The 18911-nt window shown below is 56.3% G+C and carries 15 protein-coding genes; 4 read left to right on the top strand and 11 right to left on the bottom strand.

What is annotated here, in order from left to right:
* The first annotated feature begins 75 nt into the window (after positions 1-75).
* Complete coding sequence (locus tag EGO56_RS19050; RefSeq protein WP_135910636.1) at positions 76-1134, top strand: SDR family oxidoreductase; 1059 nt, start codon at positions 76-78, stop codon at positions 1132-1134.
* 54 nt (positions 1135-1188) lie between these two features.
* On the opposite strand, the gene rluF is transcribed toward EGO56_RS19050, so the two are convergent.
* Complete coding sequence (gene rluF / locus EGO56_RS19045; RefSeq protein WP_135910635.1) at positions 1189-2067, bottom strand: 23S rRNA pseudouridine(2604) synthase RluF; 879 nt, start codon at positions 2065-2067, stop codon at positions 1189-1191.
* A 103-nt stretch (positions 2068-2170) separates the two neighbouring features.
* Positions 2171-2641, bottom strand: coding sequence for a GNAT family N-acetyltransferase (locus tag EGO56_RS19040; protein WP_135910634.1), 471 nt, complete (start codon positions 2639-2641; stop codon positions 2171-2173).
* 322 nt (positions 2642-2963) lie between these two features.
* Between EGO56_RS19040 and sfnG the strand changes: the two genes are divergently transcribed.
* Positions 2964-4052 carry a dimethylsulfone monooxygenase SfnG gene (gene sfnG, locus EGO56_RS19035; protein WP_135910633.1) on the top strand — a complete coding sequence of 363 codons (1089 nt, stop codon included), beginning with the start codon at positions 2964-2966 and terminating at the stop codon, positions 4050-4052.
* Positions 4053-4181: 129 nt separating this feature from the next.
* On the opposite strand, the gene EGO56_RS19030 is transcribed toward sfnG, so the two are convergent.
* Positions 4182-6155 (bottom strand): autotransporter outer membrane beta-barrel domain-containing protein, encoded by a 1974-nt coding sequence (locus EGO56_RS19030; protein ID WP_135910632.1) that lies wholly within the window; start codon positions 6153-6155, stop codon positions 4182-4184.
* A gap of 202 nt (positions 6156-6357) precedes the next feature.
* Positions 6358-7248: a MurR/RpiR family transcriptional regulator gene (locus EGO56_RS19025; protein ID WP_135910631.1), complete on the bottom strand. Its 891-nt coding sequence runs from the start codon at positions 7246-7248 to the stop codon at positions 6358-6360.
* 416 nt (positions 7249-7664) lie between these two features.
* Here EGO56_RS19025 and EGO56_RS19020 point away from each other — a divergent pair, with 416 nt between their 5' ends.
* Both EGO56_RS19020 and EGO56_RS19015 read left to right on the top strand, forming a co-directional pair.
* A complete protein-coding gene (locus EGO56_RS19020; protein ID WP_135910630.1) occupies positions 7665-9785 on the top strand; it encodes a TonB-dependent siderophore receptor in 2121 nt (706 codons plus the stop codon).
* Positions 9786-9819: 34 nt separating this feature from the next.
* Positions 9820-10914 carry an ABC transporter substrate-binding protein gene (locus EGO56_RS19015; RefSeq protein ID WP_238349048.1) on the top strand — a complete coding sequence of 365 codons (1095 nt, stop codon included), beginning with the start codon at positions 9820-9822 and terminating at the stop codon, positions 10912-10914.
* Here the strand turns inward: EGO56_RS19015 and EGO56_RS19010 are convergent.
* From EGO56_RS19010 to EGO56_RS18980, 7 genes are all read right to left on the bottom strand, one after another.
* Entirely contained in the window at positions 10903-11886 is a 984-nt protein-coding gene (locus EGO56_RS19010; protein WP_135910628.1) for an XdhC family protein, read from the bottom strand. The genes EGO56_RS19015 and EGO56_RS19010 overlap by 12 nt on opposite strands.
* The gene (locus EGO56_RS19005) at positions 11883-12449 is read right to left on the bottom strand and encodes a nucleotidyltransferase family protein (RefSeq protein ID WP_135910627.1); all 567 of its coding nucleotides are present in this window, start codon (positions 12447-12449) and stop codon (positions 11883-11885) included. Before EGO56_RS19005 ends, EGO56_RS19010 begins: the two co-directional genes overlap by 4 nt.
* A gap of 94 nt (positions 12450-12543) precedes the next feature.
* Complete coding sequence (locus EGO56_RS19000; RefSeq protein ID WP_135910626.1) at positions 12544-14853, bottom strand: xanthine dehydrogenase family protein molybdopterin-binding subunit; 2310 nt, start codon at positions 14851-14853, stop codon at positions 12544-12546.
* Entirely contained in the window at positions 14850-15842 is a 993-nt protein-coding gene (locus EGO56_RS18995) for an FAD binding domain-containing protein (RefSeq protein WP_135910625.1), read from the bottom strand. Before EGO56_RS18995 ends, EGO56_RS19000 begins: the two co-directional genes overlap by 4 nt.
* On the bottom strand, positions 15839-16327 hold the full coding sequence (locus EGO56_RS18990) for a (2Fe-2S)-binding protein (protein WP_236262775.1): 489 nt from the start codon (positions 16325-16327) through the stop codon (positions 15839-15841). The genes EGO56_RS18995 and EGO56_RS18990 overlap by 4 nt, the downstream gene beginning before the upstream one ends.
* Positions 16328-16959: 632 nt before the next feature.
* Positions 16960-17523, bottom strand: a complete 564-nt coding sequence (locus EGO56_RS18985; protein ID WP_135910624.1) for a hypothetical protein — start codon at positions 17521-17523, stop codon at positions 16960-16962.
* A 265-nt stretch (positions 17524-17788) separates the two neighbouring features.
* Positions 17789-18727 (bottom strand): omptin family outer membrane protease, encoded by a 939-nt coding sequence (locus tag EGO56_RS18980; protein ID WP_135910623.1) that lies wholly within the window; start codon positions 18725-18727, stop codon positions 17789-17791.
* Between the last annotated feature and the right edge of the window lie 184 nt (positions 18728-18911).

Here is an 18911-nt window from a genome sequence, read left to right as displayed (position 1 = left end):
ATATCCGGTTTCGGGGATTTAATCAGAATTTAACGCAGGTGAGAATGCGGCTTCTTTCTTAACCGGATAGCGATCATGAAAACAACACAGGGCAAAAAGGTTGCGCTGGTAGCGGGTGCCAGTGGAATTGTGGGTCAGCAACTGACTCAGGCGCTGGTCGCAGACCAGTGGCAGGTAATCACGCTGACCCATCGCTCAGGTTCTGCTACAGGCGGCACAGCGGCTGTTGCGGTGAATCTGCGCGACCGCCTGCAGAGCCAGCAACGGCTGGCATCACTCACCGACGTTACGCATATCTTCTACAGCGCCTGGCTCAATGCTGCTGACTGGGCAGCGATGGTCGGACCCAATCTCACCATGTTGCAGAATCTGGTTCAGGTCATGGAGGATGTCGCCCCGCTTGAGCATGTCAGTCTGATGCAAGGATACAAAGTGTATGGCGCACATCTGGGCCGATTCAAAACCCCGGCGCGGGAAAGCGATCCTGGCGTGCCGGGGGCCGAGTTCAACACCGCACAGCTGAACTGGCTGAGCGCTCACCAGCAAGGTAAAGCCTGGCACTGGAGTGCGCCGCGCCCTGGCGTCGTTGGCAGTGACCGGCATGGAAACAGCATGAATCTGGCGCTGAGTCTGGCGCTCTATGCGTCGATCTGCCGCGCGGCGCGGCTCCCTCTGCGCTTCCCGGGTTCGCCGGAAACCTGGCACAGCATGGTCGATTTTACCGATGCTGAACTGCTGGCCGATGCCACCCTCTGGGCTTCGTGCAGCGCTGACGCGCGTAATCAGGCATTCAATATTAACAATGGTGATCTCTGGCGCTGGAGTGAGCTGTGGCCGGTGATTGCAGCGTGGTTTGAACTGGAGATTGCCCCGCCGGTTTCGCTGTCATTCCGGCAGATGTTTCAGGATTATCGTGCGCTGTGGCGGCAAATCGCCGTGGAGCATTCCTTAATTGAAGCGGATATTCAGGCACTCAGTGACGGTGCTTTCGCTGATTTTGTTTTCGGCTGGAATTACGACATGTTTGGCGACGGCAGCAAGCTGCGGCGGGCAGGCTTTCACGGTTATCGCGCGACGGATGAGATGTTCTGCGATCTGTTTGCCCGCTTTCGGGCGGCGCGCGTTATTCCGTGATGCGTCCGTGAAAGCACAGAGAGCGAGAATATCGCTCTCTGCATCGGGCTGGGTTTAGCGCCCTTTCTTCTTCCGTCCAGGCTGGACAAAGCGCTTGCGCGAGGCGCCAGCCGCATCCGCTTTCTCAGCCGGTTTCGCGGCACTTTTCTGCGGTTTCTTAGCGGCAGCTGCTTTAGCCGGAGCTTTGGCTTTCTTCGCGGGTTTATCTTCTGAAGAGGAGTTCTCCAGCAGTTTAAACAGCTCAACGAGTTCGTCGTCGGTGAGGTCGCGCCATTCGCCCAGCGGCAACCCCTTAAGATTGACGTTCATGATGCGGGTGCGCTCAAGCTTCGTCACTTCAAAGCCGAAATGCTTACACATGCGACGGATCTGGCGATTCAGACCCTGAACCAGCGTAATACGGAAGACAAACGGCGCTTCCTTTTTCACTTTGCACTTTTTGGTCACCGTGCCCAGCATCGGCACGCCTGCGCTCATCCCGGCAATAAATTCATCGGTGATCGGCTTGTCGACGGTAACAACATACTCTTTTTCATGATTGTTACCGGCGCGCAGGATCTTGTTGACCAGGTCGCCGTGGTTGGTCAGGAAAATCAGGCCCTGAGAGTCTTTATCAAGGCGGCCAATCGGGAAGACGCGCTTGCTGTGATTGACGAAGTCGCTGATGTTATCGCGCTCACCCTCTTCCATGGTGGTGATGATCCCCACCGGTTTATTCAGGGCAATCAGCACCAGGTCGTCTTCATCACGCGGTTCAATCAGCTGACCATTCACCTTCACCACATCGCCTGCAAATACCTGCGCGCCCACAGAGGCGCGTTTGCCGTTAATGAAAACGTTGCCCTGCTCGATGTAACGATCGGCGTCACGACGGGAGCAGATACCGCTCTCGCTGATGTATTTATTAAGACGTGTTGATGAGCCAGTCAGCATGATTCCTCCAAAAAACGCGGACTATACCTTACCGGCGGGGGCTTGCGAAGTCTTTGCACGGGAAACTTTTGCCACATTTCGCCAGCCTTGCGGCAGCGGGCATTCATAGCTCAATCGCCATCTCAATACAGCGCAACGCGCAGCCCGCCAGCTTTGACGGATAGAGACTTTCTCCCAGCGCGTGGAAGCCATGCTGTTCATAGAAGGTCACGGCGTTCGGCGTCGATGCAAGGGTCAACTGACGATAGCCACGCTGCCGCGCCTCCGCTTTGAGGGTATCAATGATCAGGCCAGCCATTCCCTGTCCGGTGAAATCGGGCAGCGTAAAAATAGCTTCGACACTGGCGGCGGCGAGATCCAGCGATCCGGTAGCGACCGGCACACCGGCCGGGCCATCAATCACGAAAAAGGGATTAACGCGGATCATCGCGGGAAAGCTGGCAGGCATGCGGTCTGGCGTCCAGGCGACGATCACATCGGGTGGATAGATCTGCTCGCAGCCGTGACGAATGGCCTGATTTCGGATGTTCCATAAAGTATGCGCCTCTTCAGGCGATGCCTGTCTGACTATCATGCTCCCCTCCGGCTGTAATCGCGTCGCGCTTCGCTACGTTATCACAGCGCGTCCCGGGTGACTGACATTCTGGCCCTGTTGCCGTCGATAGCGTGACGGCAGGCATTCAACGTTTACCGATCCGTTCAGGCATCGCTGCTGCATTGGCAACCCGGTTGTCTCAGCCGTGCCGCATTTGCAACACATCCGGCTAGCCTCAAGCTGGTTACCCCTTTAAAAACAGTCTATTAGTTTATGGCACGGTTACTGCTTAGCTTTTCGTTATATCGGAAAGTTTGGAAAAAATGAGCGCCACATTAATTCAGCTATATAAGGAGAGACTATGTCCGCTTCACAGCCTTTACAGTTCGCCTACTGGGTTCCGAATGTCTCAGGCGGATTGGTGATCAGTCAGATAGAGCAGCGAACCCGCTGGGATGCTGCCTACAACCGTAAACTGGCGCAGATCGCCGAACAGGCGGGTTTTGATTATGCGCTGACGCAGATCCGGTTTACTGCCGGGTATGGCGCAGACAATCAGCATGAATCCGTCACCTTCTCGCAGGACCTGCTCAGTCACACCTCGAAGTTAAAAGTGATCGCCGCGCTGCTGCCTGGCCCGTGGAATCCGGTATTAGCGGCAAAGCAGATCGCCACCATCAGCCATCTCTATGGGCCACGTATCGCCGTTAACATCGTCAGCGGCTGGTTCCGGGGCGAATTCAAAGCGATTGGTGAACCCTGGCTCGATCATGAAGAGCGCTATCTGCGTTCCGAAGAGTTTATTCGCTGCCTGCAAGGCATCTGGCGCGAAGAGAATTTTACTTTTGCGGGTGATTTTTATCGCTTTCGCGATTACGCCATGAAACCCAAGCCGTTGTCTCCATTACCGGAAATTTTCCAGGGCGGCAGCTCACGTGCGGCGCGCGACATGGCTTCACGGGTGTCAGACTGGTATTTCACTAATGGAAATACGCCGGACGGCGTCCGTCTGCAGATCGCGGATATCCGTGAAAAAGCGGCTCGCAATCAGCATCAGGTCAGAATCGGACTGAATGGATTTGTGATTGCGCGGGAGAGTGAACAGCAGGCGCAGGCGGTGCTTCAGGAGATCATCAGCAAAGCCAACCCGGATGCGGTGAAAGGCTTCCAGCATGAGGTCAAAAATGCAGGCAGTGCTTCACCCGAAGGTGAAGGCAACTGGGCGAAATCATCGTTTGAGGATCTGGTGCAGTACAACGATGGCTTCAAAACCAATCTGATTGGCACACCACAGCAGATTGCTGAAAGGATCATCGAACTTAAGCAGGCCGGTGTCGATCTGCTGCTGCTGGCGTTTCTGCACTTTCACGAAGAGGTGGAATTCTTTGGCCGCGAAGTGATACCGCGCGTTCGTGAGCTGGAGGCGCAGGCGGCACTGATCGAAGCGTGAAAACCGTACGCCAGGGCGAGTTTAACGCTCTGCCGCCCCGGCGTAATGAATAACGCGCAACGTCGTCTGCCGCAATGTTTCAGACAGCGGCAGACGATCTCTGCACGGCCTTTTGATACCGCTTATCATTTAAAAACGGGCGTTAAGACCGACGTTCCATGTCACCTGGTGATAGTCGCTGTTACCTGTCACCGCTAAAACGCCGGCAAATGCGTTCACTGATGTGCCAATGGGCACGCTTGCGCCCAGAGCCATGTTGATCCAGTTATCATCCCGTGACCCGCTGCTGCGGGTAAAGGCGGTGCGGGTCGATTTCAGTCCGGCGGTAACAGCAGAGTCGCTGTCGCCGAACTGATGGTTGTAACTGACCTGCGCCCAGGGATTGATCACTAAATCTTTGCTGTCGATACGCCAGCCCACCGAGCCGATTTGGGAGTGCAGCGTCTGGTCACCAAAGCGCATCGAGGTACTGCTGTTCCCTTCTTCTCTGTAGCCATCAACCTGGGTGTAGTCGAGCGCATAGCTGGCCATCGGGCCGGTGGAGACATAGCGGCCCAGCGGTAGATCCCAGCCGGTCTGCACCCGCATTCCCAGCACCTTGCCGTCGCTGCTGCCCTTCTCCGTGCGGGTCGCCGGTCCCAGTCTGACCTTACGCTCAATATCATCAAAGTTAAGATCGGCGTAATGGGCATCTGCATTAATCCATCCCCGATCCAGATAATTTAACTGGCTCCACAGCGTTACCAGATTGCCGCGTAAACGGTAATCAAAGCGCGACGAGGGATCCTGTCGTTGCGAGGTGGTGGAGAGCATGGCGCCGGCCTGCCAGTGATCGCTTAGCTGATAGCCCACACCCACGGTGCCGGTGGCGCTGGTGGCATCACCGTCCAGCAGGCTGTCGCCGCGGAAATCTCGCTGCTGTCCGGCATAGCCACCGAAAACGGTAAACTCTCCGGTGCTGGCAGGCTGCTGACGCTGCTGTTGCAGATGGCCATCCAGCGTATTCTGCGCATCACCCACCAGCATCGACGGTGCCTGACTTAGCGCGGCCACCTGCAGCGGCGCATTCAGCACCGACTGAATATAATCGGCGATCAGCGCATGCACTGCCGGGCTGGGATGCAGCCGGTCGGCGAACAGATATTGCTGTGACTGCGAAAATCCTGGCGTCGAGGAGGTGCAGTCCATGGATGAGACGCCGGGCGGACAGGCCATGCCCGCCGTGTTGCTGAGTCCATACAGGCGCGGGTTATCAATCACCTCATTAAACAGGCCATTAATATCCACTCGCGCGATGTTACCGCGTGCCGCCACCAGGCCCTGTTCCTCCGCCTGGTTGTAACGATCAGTGAGCGCCGCCGCCTCCTGACTCAGCAACTGCCAGGCGGCAATCAGCTGTTGTGCAAGGGCATCGCGGATCAGCGGAATCGAAGAGACCTGACCAGCGGCCTCGTTAAGCGCGGTTTCAATCGCCTGTTCTCTGGCGGCACGATCTGGCGTGGTGGTGGCGCTCAGCGACTGAAACAGCGCCGCCGTGGCAGGCTGTGCGGCCGGACCCAGCACCTGCAGAATCGCCTGAAGCAGCGCGGGCGTCGCCCCGACATTCGGCACCGTCGGCACAATCACCGTGCCGGCCCCGGCATCCAGCAACCGGCTGACCTGTGAGGCCGCGGCACTGGCGCTGTTATCCACGATCTGCTGCGCAGCGAGCGGTGCAAGGGCTGCCGCCGCTAAGTCATTGCCGCCAATCCAGTGAATATAGAGTCCGTCCTTATCAGCGCGTCCGTCGCGCGCCGCCAGGTAACGATCAAGCTGATCCTGGGTATTAAATAATGGATTGATCGCGGGCACTGCGACGGCACCGCCCTCGGCATAGTTGTTACCGCCCTGGGATGAGGGGCGCAGAGTGTCACCCAGCGACTGCGCCAGGATCTCGTCATAGAGCGGATGGGTCGCACCATCATAGGTAAAACGTCCTACGTTTCCGCCATCGCTGAGACTGTCACCAAAGACGGTAAGGTCACTCCATGCCATTGCAGGCAGCGGCGACAGCAGGCTCAGGGTGGCACAGCAGAAAAGGTATTGCGCGTGAAGGGGTTTCATCAGCAGCTCCGCACAAAACAAAGTAAAGGGAGAAAAAGTAAAGCCGCACCCGGAGGTGCAGCACGCTGTAAGCGTAGTCGCCAGAGGAAACTGGCTGATGAAAAGAGGCGATCGCGCTCGCAAAGCGGGAAAATTTGACTTAAAGCAGAGCCGCGACAATGTGGTTTATTGGGAAACTCCGGTCACGGCTCAATTTTGCAGATTACTTTTTGCTGGCGGGTTTCAGCCCGCGATAGAGATCCTGTAGCCGTTTCATAGTCTTAACGGTGCGCTGCGGCAGCGTCGACGCCACCGACAGGATTAGCATCTCCAGACAGACCATAATCGTGCCGTGCAGCGGAATGCGCCCCTTCTCGCCACCACGGGGCACATTGATCACCACATCCGCCTCACGCGCGAAAAACGAGTCGGTGGCGTTGGTGAGCAGGATAATCGGGATATCCAGCCGTTTCGCTTCGCGCACCACGGTAGTCCCTTCCCGGTGCGCCGACTGCTGCGCCATCATTATCAGCACGTCGCCACGCTGCAGCGCCAGCATCTGTTCTGCCAGCGCAATGCCGGCGCGATTAAGCGAAAAGGCGGGCAGGCCGATGCGGTTCAGCAGCCGCACGCTGTAATCCGCCAGAATACCCGAGGCGTTAATGCCAAAAATAGCCACTTCCCGCGCTTCACTCAGCAACGCCACGGCATCTGCTACTGCCACCCGGTTCTGCGGCTGCGACAGCACCTCACAGGCGTGCCGGTGACCCGCAAGTACGAAGTCGATGGCGCTGTTCACATCACTGGTCACCTCACTGACCGTGGTGATCATCTTATCTTCCGAGGTCAGTGAGGGACCAAACCAGGCCCTGAGCGTCTGTTTGAGATCGCGCAGTCCGCTAAATCCCAGCGCCTGAATGGCACGGATTACGGTGGCGTCAGAGGTCGCGTTCGCCACGGCGATCTCCATCGCAGTACTTTCAAGCACCGTTTCACGCTGTTGATCGATATAGCGCGCTACCGCCAGCAGACGAGGCGAGAGCTGCTTTTCGCGGGCGCGCAGACGCTCTGCCACCACATCCACCCTGTTTTTAACTGGCCGGTTCTGTTTCATGCTGTTCCTGCTGCTGGGATAAACGCTGTAAAAATGTAGTGAATGGCTTAATCCGTTTTCTTTTTCACCTGCAAAAGATAGGGATTTATGCCTCAAACAGTATTTAATACGGAAATAAATTCAATCTATTCAATAATCTGAATCACACACGCATCTGATTACCGGTGAATGTACCCTTAGCCATAATTGTAGTGATTTAGGTACAAATTATGTTTACTACTACATTACCTGATGTTTGAATGATTCTCAATTACAGATGAGAAGCATTGTCGTCCGGGTGTCGTAATGTTCGCCGAGTCCTGATGCTGATCGCCTCTGTTTAAACCGCTGCATCCTGCAGAACACCTTCAGGGAAGCCCGGCGTAGTCGTCAGCCATCGGGCCTTTTTAGCTTCAGAAACAGATACGAAAAGAAAAATGAAAAACAGAGATTCGCGATATCCGGCCCGGCACCCCGCTCTGGTCGTGGCGATCTGCGGCAGCATGCTGTTGCCGCAGGTCAGTGCAGCAACCGACAGCGCATCAGATATGACCGTGACCGCCGATGCCAGCTCAGAGGGAAATTACAGCGCCAGCGAAACCAGCGTTGCCAGTAAAATGCCAACCGCGCGACTCGATGAAGCACAATCGGTCAGCGTGGTGACGCAGCAGCAGCTGGAAGATTTCCAGGCCAGCTCACTGGCGGATGCGATGCGCTTTGTCAGCGGCGTCACCGAGGCCAATACGCTGGGCGGCACCGAAGATGGCTTTGTACGACGCGGTTTTGGCAGTAATGCCGATGGGTCGGTTTATCGTGATGGCATCCGCAGCAGTCAGGGACTCAATTTTGATGCCACGACCGAACGGGTTGAGGTGCTGAAAGGCTCCTCCTCGCTGCTGTATGGCATTCAGAATCCGGGCGGGATTATCAATGTGGTCAGCAAAAAGCCACAATACAGCTGGCACTCCAGCGTTACCGGACGTTACGCCAGTGAAGGTGGCGGTGCGGGCACGCTGGATGTCACCGGCCCGCTGGGCAATGGCTTTGCCTTCCGGCTCATCGCCGAAAAGCAGAATCAGGATTACTGGCGCAACTTTGGCAGCGAAGAGCACACGCTGCTGGCACCCTCTCTGCAATGGTTTGGCGAGCAGGCCAGCTTTCTGATCAGCTATGCCGACTACCGTTATGACATTCCCTACGATCGCGGCACCGCCTTTATCGACGGTAAGCCGATCAATATTGGCTATAAAGATCGTCTGGATGACAAAGCCAATCACGCATGGGGCCATAACAAAACGCTCAATGCCCACTATGACTGGGAGTTTAATGATGAGTGGCGCACCCGGTTCACCCTGGGCTGGAATCAGCGGCGCTATGACAACAATGAGGTGCGCGTGACGGCGGTCAATGCCAGCACGGGCGTGGTTACTCGTCGCGCCGATGCCAACCGCGGGTTTAACCACAAAACCAAATATGTGAGCTGGGATCTGCTGGGCAACCCGGAAATTCTGGGCATGCAGCATGCGCTGGTGGTGGGCACCGACTACGAGATGAACCAGACTTATCGTGCCCATCAGTATCTGGGCAAGGTCAATCGCCAGTTCAGTTACTTCAATCCCGACTATGACATCCTGTCACCGGTTACAGATGACAGCACGGAAAACACCACCGGCGCTAATAACCTGAACCGTATCCATAGCCGATCGCTTTACGCCAAAGACAGTATTTCACTCACACAGGACTGGATTCTGGTGCTGGGCGGCCGTTATCAGCATTATGAGCAGCGCGCCTCCCGCGGCGTTAATCCCCAGTCAGAAATCCTGAATGATGAGGGCAATAAGTTCCTGCCGCAGGCGGGGGTAATCTACAAACTCACGCCTGACCTCTCTTTTTACACCAGCGTCAGCAAATCGTTTACGCCATCCACCGATGTGGATGATGACGGTAATGTCGGCAAGCCTGAACAGGGCACGAGCTGGGAAGTCGGCAGCAAATGGCAGCTTTCGCCGAAACTGCTGGCAACAGTGGCGCTCTACCGGATTGATGAAAAGGCGATGTCGCTGAACATCAATGGCAGCACGCGGGCCATCGACAAAGCACGCTCGACCGGCGCTGAATTTGAGCTCAACGGCGAAATCGCGCCCGGCTGGGATTTGAGTGCCAACTACAGCTATGATCAGGCAGAGATCGTAAGCGATCGGGTGAATCCGGAAAACAACGGCAATCGCCTGCAGAATGCGCCGCGTCATGCCGGTGCGCTCTATCTGAGTCATGAGATGCAGATCACCAGCCTGCCCGGCACGTTCAGGCTCGGCGGTGGCGCGCGCTACGTCGGCAGCCGTGCGGGCGATCCTGATAACAGTTTCACCCTACCCGACTATGTCGTGGCAGACAGCTTCGTGGCGTGGAACAACCGCCTGTTTGGTGAAAAAACCCAGCTGCGTCTGAATATCAATAATCTGTTTAACCAGCACTACTACAGTTCAAGCGGCGGCAACCTGCGCGTCCGTGAAGGCGAAACCCGTAATCTGATGGTACAGGCCCGTGTGGAATTTTAACTCGCTACGTTCGGCGCTGCTGACGGTCACTGTGATGCTGGTCAGCGCGGGTGCACATGCCCGTACGCTGACCGATATCACCGGTCGTCAGGTCACGATTCCCGACCATCCGCAGCGCATTGTGCTGGGTGAAAGCCGGATGCTCTACAGCGTTGCACTGCTGACGCCCGGTAATCCGCTGCAGCATATTGCCGGCTGGCCGCAGGATCTGAAAAAGTACGATCCTCAGACCTGGCAGATTTTTGCCCGCCAGTTTCCCCGGATGGAGACAATTCCGGTAGTGGGGCTGGATGGCGTTAACGATATGAATCCCGAACAGGTGATCGCGCTTAAGCCAGATGTGGTGATCCTGCCGCAGCTGGCACGCGACAGTGAAAACGGCGCCGTGCTGGAGAAGATGCTCGCTGCGGCCCATATCCCGGTGGTGAAGATCGATCTGCGGGTTAATCTGCTTAAAAACACCGAGCGCAGCATCATTTTGCTGGGTGAGGTGCTGAATCAGCCGCAGCGTGCGGCTGAGTTTAATCACTTCTACCGCAGCCACATGCAGCGCATTGCCGATCGGCTGGCGAGTTATCACGGCCCGAAACCATCCGTGCTGCTGCAGCTGCATCTTGGACGGCGCAGCGAATGCTGCGTCACCTCGGTGAATGGCAATCTGGGTGAGCTGCTGACATTTGCCGGTGGCAATAACATCGCCAGCCAGCAGATTAAAGGCGTGTTCGGGCGGCTGAGTGAGGAGCGCGTGATTGCTGCCCAGCCGGAGTATTACTTTGCCACCGGCAGCGGCAGCGCCGATGAGGCGGGCGCGCTGAAGCTCGGCCCCGCCGTCACCACGCTCCAGACCCGGCAGAGCCTGCTGGCACTGACCGGTCAGCAGAACGCACTGAAACAGCTGACCGCGCTACGGGAGGGTCATACCGGAGCCCTCTGGCACAATTTTTATCTCAGCCCGTGGCACGTCGTAGCGACCGAGTTCTTTGCTACTACGCTCTACCCGCAGCTGTTCCGCGACGTCGATCCCGAACAGACGTTACAGCAGCTTTTTCGTGATTTCCTGCCCATCCCTTATTCGGGCAGCTATCTTTATCGACTGGCACCTGAGAAGACTGCGGGATCAGGCGGCTGACGGCTCACTATTCTTCACCCGGACGATATCGGCCATGACCGACAGCGCAATCTCCGCCGGGGTTTTGCTGCCGATAGGCAGGCCGATGGGCGCATGGATGCGGTCCAGTTCGGCCCGATCCATCCCCGCGATCTGTTGCAGACGCGCCCGTCGTTTCTCGCTGTTTTTCGCCGAACCCATAATGCCGATGTAGAACGCAGGTGTTGCAATCGCCTCCATCATCGTCAGGTCATCAATGCGCGGATCGTGAGTCAGTGCCACAATCGCCACCGCGGCGTGCGCCCCATTCAGTTCCAGCCAGCGCGCCGGATGCTGTGATACGAGCGTCACGTTGTCCGCGTCGCTGAAATGGCTCTCCAGCTCCGTCCGCATTTCCGGTCGGTGCTCACAGACCCGGACGTGAAAGCCCAGCATCTGTCCCAGCCGGATGCACTCGTGTGCCACGCTGGAGTAGCCCGCGATCAGCAGTTCCGGTATCGCGCCAACCGGCAGTAACAACTGCTGCTCGCTGGCATCCAGTGCGGGCAGCCTCCTGTCGGCGGCAATCGCCTCCCACTGCGCGCGCTCGCCCGGCCGTATCATTTTTACCAGCGGCTGTTGCCCGCTCAGCGCGCGCTGCATCGCCGTCAGCAGCGCCAGCGTGGCGTCATCGGGCGGCAGAAACTCGATGACGATTTCCAGACTGCCGCCGCACGGCAGGCTGACATCAGGACGCATCCCGCCCTCGCCGTAGCGTACCCGCTGACTGCTGGCGCGGTACGCCCCCGCCGCCAGCTGCGCCAGAAAATCCTCTTCGATGCAGCCGCCCGACAGCGATCCGCAATACGCGCCGGTTTCATTAACCGTCATGAGGGTCCCGGGTGCGCGCGGCGAAGAGCCATAGGTGCGCAGCACCGTGCAGAGCCAGACCTGCTGGCCCGCCTGGCAACTGCTCAGTGCCGCATTAATCACGCGTTGATCCAGCGTTATCATGAAAATTCCTTTATCAGCTGCAGATCGGCAGGAAAATCGATATCACAGAGGCAGCCGCGATCGTGAAGCGGCAGCCGGACAGCCTGTGACTTCACGATTGTCTGGGGTCCGGCATCGCCCTGTAACGTGCTCAGCACTGGAAAAAAGTGATTCTGAAAGCCCACCGGATGGCCCGGCCTGCCCTCAATGACTGGCCTGACGATCGGCGAATCCGCCAGTGCGGCACTGACGGCGCGGTAACTTTCAGGCGTCACAAACGGCATATCGCCCAGCGCAATCAGCCAGCCATCGTAGTCACGGCTGGCATTAACGCCCGCTGCGATGGACTCGCCCAGCCCGCCGCTGTCGCACAGCACGACAGTCGCCCGTGAGCAGAGCGACTGGATTGCCAGTGCGTCGGGACGGGTCACCACGAACAGGTCAAGCCCGCTGGCAACGGCCTGATCCAGCGTGCGCTGCAATACCGCTTTGCCTTCAAGGTCAGCCAGCAGCTTATGCCCACCCGCCTGCTGGCGAAAACGTTGACTCAGCCCGGCGGCCAGTACAATCAGCGCAATCTTCACTCTCTTTCTCCGCTATGCGTGAAAAACGGGCGCAGGCTTAGCCCGCGCCCGCATAACCACACTCCGGCCTGCTGGCAGCAGGTCAGCAAGCGGTTCAGATAAGCTTGTCGAGCGTAATCGGCAGATCGCGTACGCGCTTGCCGGTGGCATGGAACACCGCATTACTGATTGCTGCCGCAACGCCGACGATACCCAGTTCACCCACCGGTTTGCCGCCCATGGTGGTCGCCTCAAAATCGGGCTCGCCCACGTTGATGGTAGTAATGCTCGGGATGTCGCCATTCACCGGCACTAAGTAATCTGCGAGGTTATTGTTGATTACCCGACCGTTACGCGGATCGATGATGCCCTCCTCCATCAGCGCCTGACCCACTCCCATGATCATGCCGCCAATCCACTGGCTGCGCGCCAGTTTCGGGTTATAGAGACGACCGCTGTCGAGCGCGGCTACCATCCGTTTGACCCGGATGGTACCGAAGTCTTCATCGACCCGGACCTCAACAAACTGCGCACTCCAGCTGTGGGCAGAGAATTTTTCGGGGCGAGTGCCGTCATTAAGATTACGCACCATCTTGTCGCGTTCGCTCTCTGACATATCGTCCGGGAAGGTTCCGCCTTTCACCGTCAGACTCTCTGCCGGGGCTAGCGTCGCCAGCTGAGCAAAGGAAACGGCGAGATCGCTGCGCTGATTGTGCTGCACCCCGTCGCCTTTCAGCGTGAGCTGAGACGCAGGCGTGCCTTTCAGTGGCGACTGTGGCAGTTCGCTGGCCAGCTTCAGCAGCTGGTCGCGCATCCGTTTGGCCGTGTCGTTCACCGCCGCGGTCACGTTGCCCGCCAGCTGCGATCCGCCCGCTACACCCGCGCGCGGCAGCGCGGTATCACCCAGCTGCACCTCAATGGTGGTGGACGCGACACCCAGAATATCGGCAGCGGTCTGCGCCAGAATGGTATAGGTTCCGGTGCCGATATCTGCACCGCCGCACTGCACCACAAATTTGCCCTGCGGCGTCAGGATAATTTTCGCTTCGGCAGGGAGTTTGTTGACCGGATAGGTGCCGGAGGCCATGCCCCAGCCAATCAGTTCACGCCCTTCGCGCATTGAGCGCGGCGTCATGATGCGCTTGTCCCAGCCAAAGGCTTCTGCGCCTTTCTGATAGGCTTCTTTCAGACGGCGAGAACTCCACGGCAGGTCGAGCTGATAATCTTTATCTGCCCAGTTGCGCAGACGCAGCTCCAGCGGATCGATGTTCAGGGCATAGGCCATCTCATCCATCGCCACTTCCAGTCCAAAAGCGCTTGGGTTTTCACCTGGCGCCCTCATCCAGCCTGGCGTCACCGTATTAATCGGCCTGACCTGATGCTGCGCGGAAACGTTGCCTACCGCATACATGCGGGCGGTGACTTTGCTGCAGTTCTCGGCGAACACATCAATGAGTGACGTTTCACTGAAGCTGCGCTGGATAATTGCCTGGATTTTGCCGTCGCGGGATGCGCCCAGCTCCAGCTGCTGCGAGGTCGCCGGACGCCCGCCAAGACCGGTAAAAGTCTGCGGACGGGTCAGCGACACTTTGACCGGGCGCTTCAGCGCACGCGATGCCGCCGTCGCCAGCGCAACATGGGTGTAAGGCACCGGCTTAGAGCCAAATCCACCGCCGACATACGGCGAGATGATCCGCACGTCTTCAACCTCAATGCCCATCCACTCGGCAATCTCTACCTGCGCGCCGGCTACCCACTGGCTCGGCTCCCAGACGGTAATGCGCCCATCCTGCCACTCCGCCACACAGGCGTGCGGCTCCATCGGCATGTTGTATTCACGCGGGGTGGTGTAACGCTGGCTCAGGCGCACCTCGGCCTGCTGCATCGCCGACTGGGCATCGCCCATATCGATATCCTGCTTCGGGAGCGGTTTCGGCTCGACGCCCTCATCGGTGGCAAAAATCAGTGCATCAGACGTTTCATACTCAATCTCCACCAGCGAGGCAGCATAGGTCGCCTGCTCAAACGTCTCAGCCACGACCAGACCAATGTTCTGACCGTTGTGAATAATCACATCGTCCTGAATCGGGGTGTAGGTTGACTGCGCCGCGCCGCCATCGGCAATCGCCGTGGGTTTGTTGATCTTCAGCGTGTTCAGATGGGTATAGACCGCCAGCACGCCTGAGGCCTGCTGTGCCTTTTCCGTCGACATGCGGCTGATACGACCGCTGGCGACGGTGGACTGGATCACGACGCCATAGAGGGGATTTTCCGGCTGATGTTCTAACGCATAGCGCGCTTCACCGATGACTTTGACCCTGCCGTCGCCACGCGAGCGGGCAGCGCCCAGGCCTTCAATCCGGGTGTCTGCCGCTGAGTTCGCGTTGATCACATCCGGACGCGCGTTGTCGTTTACTTCACTCATGCGGTTTCTCCTGCTGCCATCAGCGCGCGTGCAATCACTCGCGGCGCCAGTTTTACTTTATAGGCGTTGTGAGTCAGCGCCTGCGTCTCCTGAGTAATCCGTTCTGCCGCCTGAAACACCGTCTCTTCATCAAACGGCTGGCCTTCCAGCGCCTGCTCGACCGATCGGACGCGCCAGGGTTTAGTGGCGACACCGCCCAGGGCGATGTGCACGTCACGCATCACGCCGTTTTCCAGCGTGAAGCCTGCGGCCGCGCTGGCTGCTGCAAACTCATAGGAGCTGCGGTCGCGGACTTTGAGGTAGTGTGAGTGGCGGAGTGACTCGGTTTGCGGCACTTCAATGGCCACAATGATCTCGTCATCGCGCAGATCGTGCTCACGATCAGGCGTATCACCCGGCAGCAGGAAGAAGTCATCAATTGCGATGCGACGGATTTCGCCCTGCTGATTCTGCAGAACGACGATGGCGTCAAACGCCACCAGCGCAACCGCCAGATCGCCAGGATAGACTGCAATGCAGCTGTCGCTGGCACCCAGAATTGCGTGATTGCTGTTGACGCCATCCAGGGCGGCGCAGCCGGAACCAGGATTGCGTTTGTTGCAGGCCGGGAACGTTGCCGGGTCACGGTAGTAGTTACAACGGGTGCGCTGACGTAAATTCCCGCCCAGCGACGCCATATTACGAATCTGCGGTGAGGCAGCCTGCCACAGGCTGCCATAGATGGCAGGCGCGCTCTGCTGGCAGGTGGGATGATCGGCCAGCTGGCTCATGGTGACCAGTGCACCAGCGGTGATCTTATCGTCATCAAACTGCAGGTTTTTCAGCGCCGTTAAGCCGCTGATGCCAATTACCTGTGGTGGCGTGAAGACACCACACTTCATCAGATCGAGCTGCGTCGTGCCGCCCGCCAGCAACTGACTGCCCGACTGCTGTTTCAGAGTGGCAGCCTCTTCAGGTGACTGCGCAACTTTCCAGCTGAATTCATTCATGCGGACTCCTTCGCCATCTCAGCAGCGGCCTGTTTAATCGCATCGACGATGTGCGGATAAGCCCCGCAACGGCAGAGATTGCCGCTCATGTATTCACGGATCTCATCGTCTGAACCGGCATGACCCTCTTTGATGCAGGCGACGGCGGACATAATCTGTCCCGGCGTGCAGTAGCCACACTGGAAGGCATCATTCTCCATAAAGCAGCGCTGCACCGGATGCAGTTCACCCTCGGTGGAGGCCAGCCCTTCAATGCTGGTGACGTCAGCGCCATCCGCCTGGGCCGCCAGCGTCAGGCAGCTCAGCACCCGCTGACCATTTATCAGCACGGTGCAGGCACCGCATTGTCCCTGATCGCACCCTTTTTTGGTGCCGGTCAGGTTAAGATGCTCACGCAGCGCATCCAGCAGAGTGACTCGCGGATCGACCTGCATCTGCTGCGACTGACCATTAACCTGCATTGTTAGCGATATTTTTTCCGACATTGTCTGCTTCCCATTGTTGGGGGCTAAAAGATGAAATTTTTATAGGTTTAGTTCTGACGGGAGTTAAATCGGGGAAAATCGTGATAACCCTAATCTTTACGCGCGTATCTCTGTCTTAAGGTTTAGCAGCTTTTTAGCAATCTGACGGGTATGTCGGGAAAAAGTCAGCGTTATCTGAGGAAAAAAAGGAATGCAAAACGCTATATATTATATGATATAACGATTTCATATTATTGATTTTATTTGATATATTCCTGGATCTTTCCAGCCAGTATCGCTTAGAGAATTGATGCAGCCGCTTCACTAATTTTTCCACAAATTGCAGCCCAGACATCATCTGCCAGTCGCAGTGGCAAAGCTGATACAGGCGGAGTGCAAAGGCAGGTCACCTTATAGCGCCAACTCTGGCAGATGAACTGGCGCGTTCAGGCGAGCTTAATCAGACTCGCCTCAGATGGGAGTCTGGCCAGGAAGGTGGCCCCCGGCGAAGTCATACACCAGGATTTTCAGGGGCTATCCATATCCTCTGCGAAAGTGGCAGAAATGCTTAATCCCTTCCGGTGTCAACGATACTGGCCGATTGCTTATCACTCTTTCACTGTGACGATGTTACAGCGACAGGTGAATCGTGATTAGCTGCCACCTATAAGATGCTGACAACGATTTCTGGCGTCCCAGTTATCCCGGGGAAGCGTTTTAAAATCAGACGCAATTCTGGCAGGGTCTGAATAAACAGTAATGGCATAATCCGACGAAATCTCCCGAGCACCATATTTAGTATCAATAAAGTAGCGTTTACCCGCTTGTGGAATAAAGGGAACCCACTGCGAGAGTAAATAGCTTTCCGGGAATCTCGTTTTTTTTCCTTGTGTGTCGTAATCGCTCATTATCGTGTTGAGCTGCTGAAAAGCCATGAGCCTGCCAGGTTTTACCTTTGCTGTCATAACGCGCCCAGCGGAGGGGATAAGATTTGACTCCAGCTGATGACGATCAACCCTGTCATAACAGGTGCCTTTCTTCTCATAGACCGAAAGATAAAATGTACCCACAAATCCCTCTGGATTGATAGCCACCACCGTCGCTGCATCTTTACCTTCGTAATCTGTGTAATTAAGGGGTAAAAGCGTGGAACAGCCAGTGAGGAAAATAACGGGGAAAAACGCAGCAATTCTCATGATTTTCGGGATGACATGCATTTATTTTCTCTTCCTAAGATGCGATATGCTGGACGCGATCAGCGAACGGGAATGACATTTAACGATATTTATTGACTAAATAAGATTTACAATTACTTTAACAAAAGAGGCAGGGCTGCCGGGCTGAAAGTTTATTTATATAAATCATCTTATTGATTCAGTTGTGAATTATATGCGCACCTAATATTTCCATCTTTTTGCTGAAAACATTAAAAAGCCCCAAAGGGGCTTTGAGTGACATTATCATCTGGCGTACAGAATCGAATCAGAACCGGTATTGCAGACCAGCTGTAATGGTATAGTTTTTATTTGATATACCCGCCGCATCTCCACCAATTGATGCTGATTCACCAGAAAATCTGTCAATAATCTGCGTGCTGCCTTTGCCTTCTTCATATTTGCTGTAGGTGAACTCGGCAAACACTTTGGCATTTGGCGTGACATAATAGCCAGCATCTACTGATGTTCCGTAATACCGCGAATTAGTCGCTTTCTCGCGGAAGGTAAGATCGCGCATGTAATGCTCGTCATTATCGTGTGCCCACACCCAGTCACTGAATTTAAATAAGGCGTTAAATTCAAAGTCGTTAATACGATACTGGCCTGCAAGGCCAATATATGGCATGGAAAAACGCTGGCTATAACCAATACCGCGCTCGCCTCTTGGGAAATCACCGACAGAAGCGCCGTTATCGTAATTGTATGACCCGCCAAAAGCTGTCCAGCTTAAACGGGTTTCCTGATAACCAGCCGTCAGACCGGCCTTATAGTTATCGCCCTGTAACACCCAGCCCTTAACATTGAGATCGTATTCATTGGCGTAATTAACATCTGTGCGAGGATGGGATGAATGATCCGTCCAGTCAGACTGGTTGTCATCGAGCCAGTCATAATCATCCATATGACCCGAACCAGAAGCCAGAGAAGTCCAGCCTCGCGCATTCAGCGTCAGAAATGAGTATGCATCCCAGGATAATTCGCCTTTGAGAATAGCAACATTCTTTATTTTCCAGTCCAGCTGACTGACTTTGCGACCTGTTTCGGTGTCGTAAACCATCTCATGCGATTTGCCACTCAGCATCCCGGCTGACGTCGACACAGTAAAGCTTTCCGGAGAAAAATCCGGTGAGAACCGACCTGCATCTGCACAGGCTCCGCCTGACAGAGTCGCCATCATCATCACTGCAACGGTGCTTTTTTTCATTTCAGTTCCATATCCATAAAGGTAATCCCTGTACAGCAGCGCCGTTCTTTTCGTAGCACGGCTGCTGCGCTTCTATACTCACCTGCCGGGTCCAGGTCCCGGAACCCTGGCGAAAGTCTGCGCGACGGCTCATGCGAAGCCGCGGGTTTCTTACCCCTTTTGCTCGCAGCTTTGAACCGTTAAG

Origin of the sequence: Pantoea vagans (genome assembly GCF_004792415.1) — a bacterium.
Taxonomy (GTDB): Bacteria; Pseudomonadota; Gammaproteobacteria; order Enterobacterales; family Enterobacteriaceae; genus Pantoea; species Pantoea vagans.
The sequence above is the reverse complement of the archived record's forward strand: the minus strand, read 5'-3'. Positions and strand labels throughout refer to the sequence as shown.

Excerpts from the sequence above, each read along its gene's own strand:
- EGO56_RS18995 (WP_135910625.1), bottom strand. The coding sequence starts at position 15,842 with ATGAATGAATTCAGCTGGAAAGTTGCGCAGTCACCTGAAGAGGCTGCC.
- EGO56_RS19040 (WP_135910634.1), bottom strand. The coding sequence starts at position 2,641 with ATGATAGTCAGACAGGCATCGCCTGAAGAGGCGCATACTTTATGGAAC.
- sfnG (WP_135910633.1), top strand. The coding sequence starts at position 2,964 with ATGTCCGCTTCACAGCCTTTACAGTTCGCCTACTGGGTTCCGAATGTC.
- rluF (WP_135910635.1), bottom strand. The coding sequence starts at position 2,067 with ATGCTGACTGGCTCATCAACACGTCTTAATAAATACATCAGCGAGAGC.
- EGO56_RS18985 (WP_135910624.1), bottom strand. The coding sequence starts at position 17,523 with ATGCATGTCATCCCGAAAATCATGAGAATTGCTGCGTTTTTCCCCGTT.
- EGO56_RS19010 (WP_135910628.1), bottom strand. The coding sequence starts at position 11,886 with ATGATAACGCTGGATCAACGCGTGATTAATGCGGCACTGAGCAGTTGC.
- EGO56_RS19050 (WP_135910636.1), top strand. The coding sequence starts at position 76 with ATGAAAACAACACAGGGCAAAAAGGTTGCGCTGGTAGCGGGTGCCAGT.
- EGO56_RS19020 (WP_135910630.1), top strand. The coding sequence starts at position 7,665 with ATGAAAAACAGAGATTCGCGATATCCGGCCCGGCACCCCGCTCTGGTC.
- EGO56_RS18990 (WP_236262775.1), bottom strand. The coding sequence starts at position 16,327 with ATGTCGGAAAAAATATCGCTAACAATGCAGGTTAATGGTCAGTCGCAG.
- EGO56_RS19015 (WP_238349048.1), top strand. The coding sequence starts at position 9,820 with ATGCTGGTCAGCGCGGGTGCACATGCCCGTACGCTGACCGATATCACC.
- EGO56_RS18980 (WP_135910623.1), bottom strand. The coding sequence starts at position 18,727 with ATGAAAAAAAGCACCGTTGCAGTGATGATGATGGCGACTCTGTCAGGC.
- EGO56_RS19025 (WP_135910631.1), bottom strand. The coding sequence starts at position 7,248 with ATGAAACAGAACCGGCCAGTTAAAAACAGGGTGGATGTGGTGGCAGAG.
- EGO56_RS19000 (WP_135910626.1), bottom strand. The coding sequence starts at position 14,853 with ATGAGTGAAGTAAACGACAACGCGCGTCCGGATGTGATCAACGCGAAC.
- EGO56_RS19030 (WP_135910632.1), bottom strand. The coding sequence starts at position 6,155 with ATGAAACCCCTTCACGCGCAATACCTTTTCTGCTGTGCCACCCTGAGC.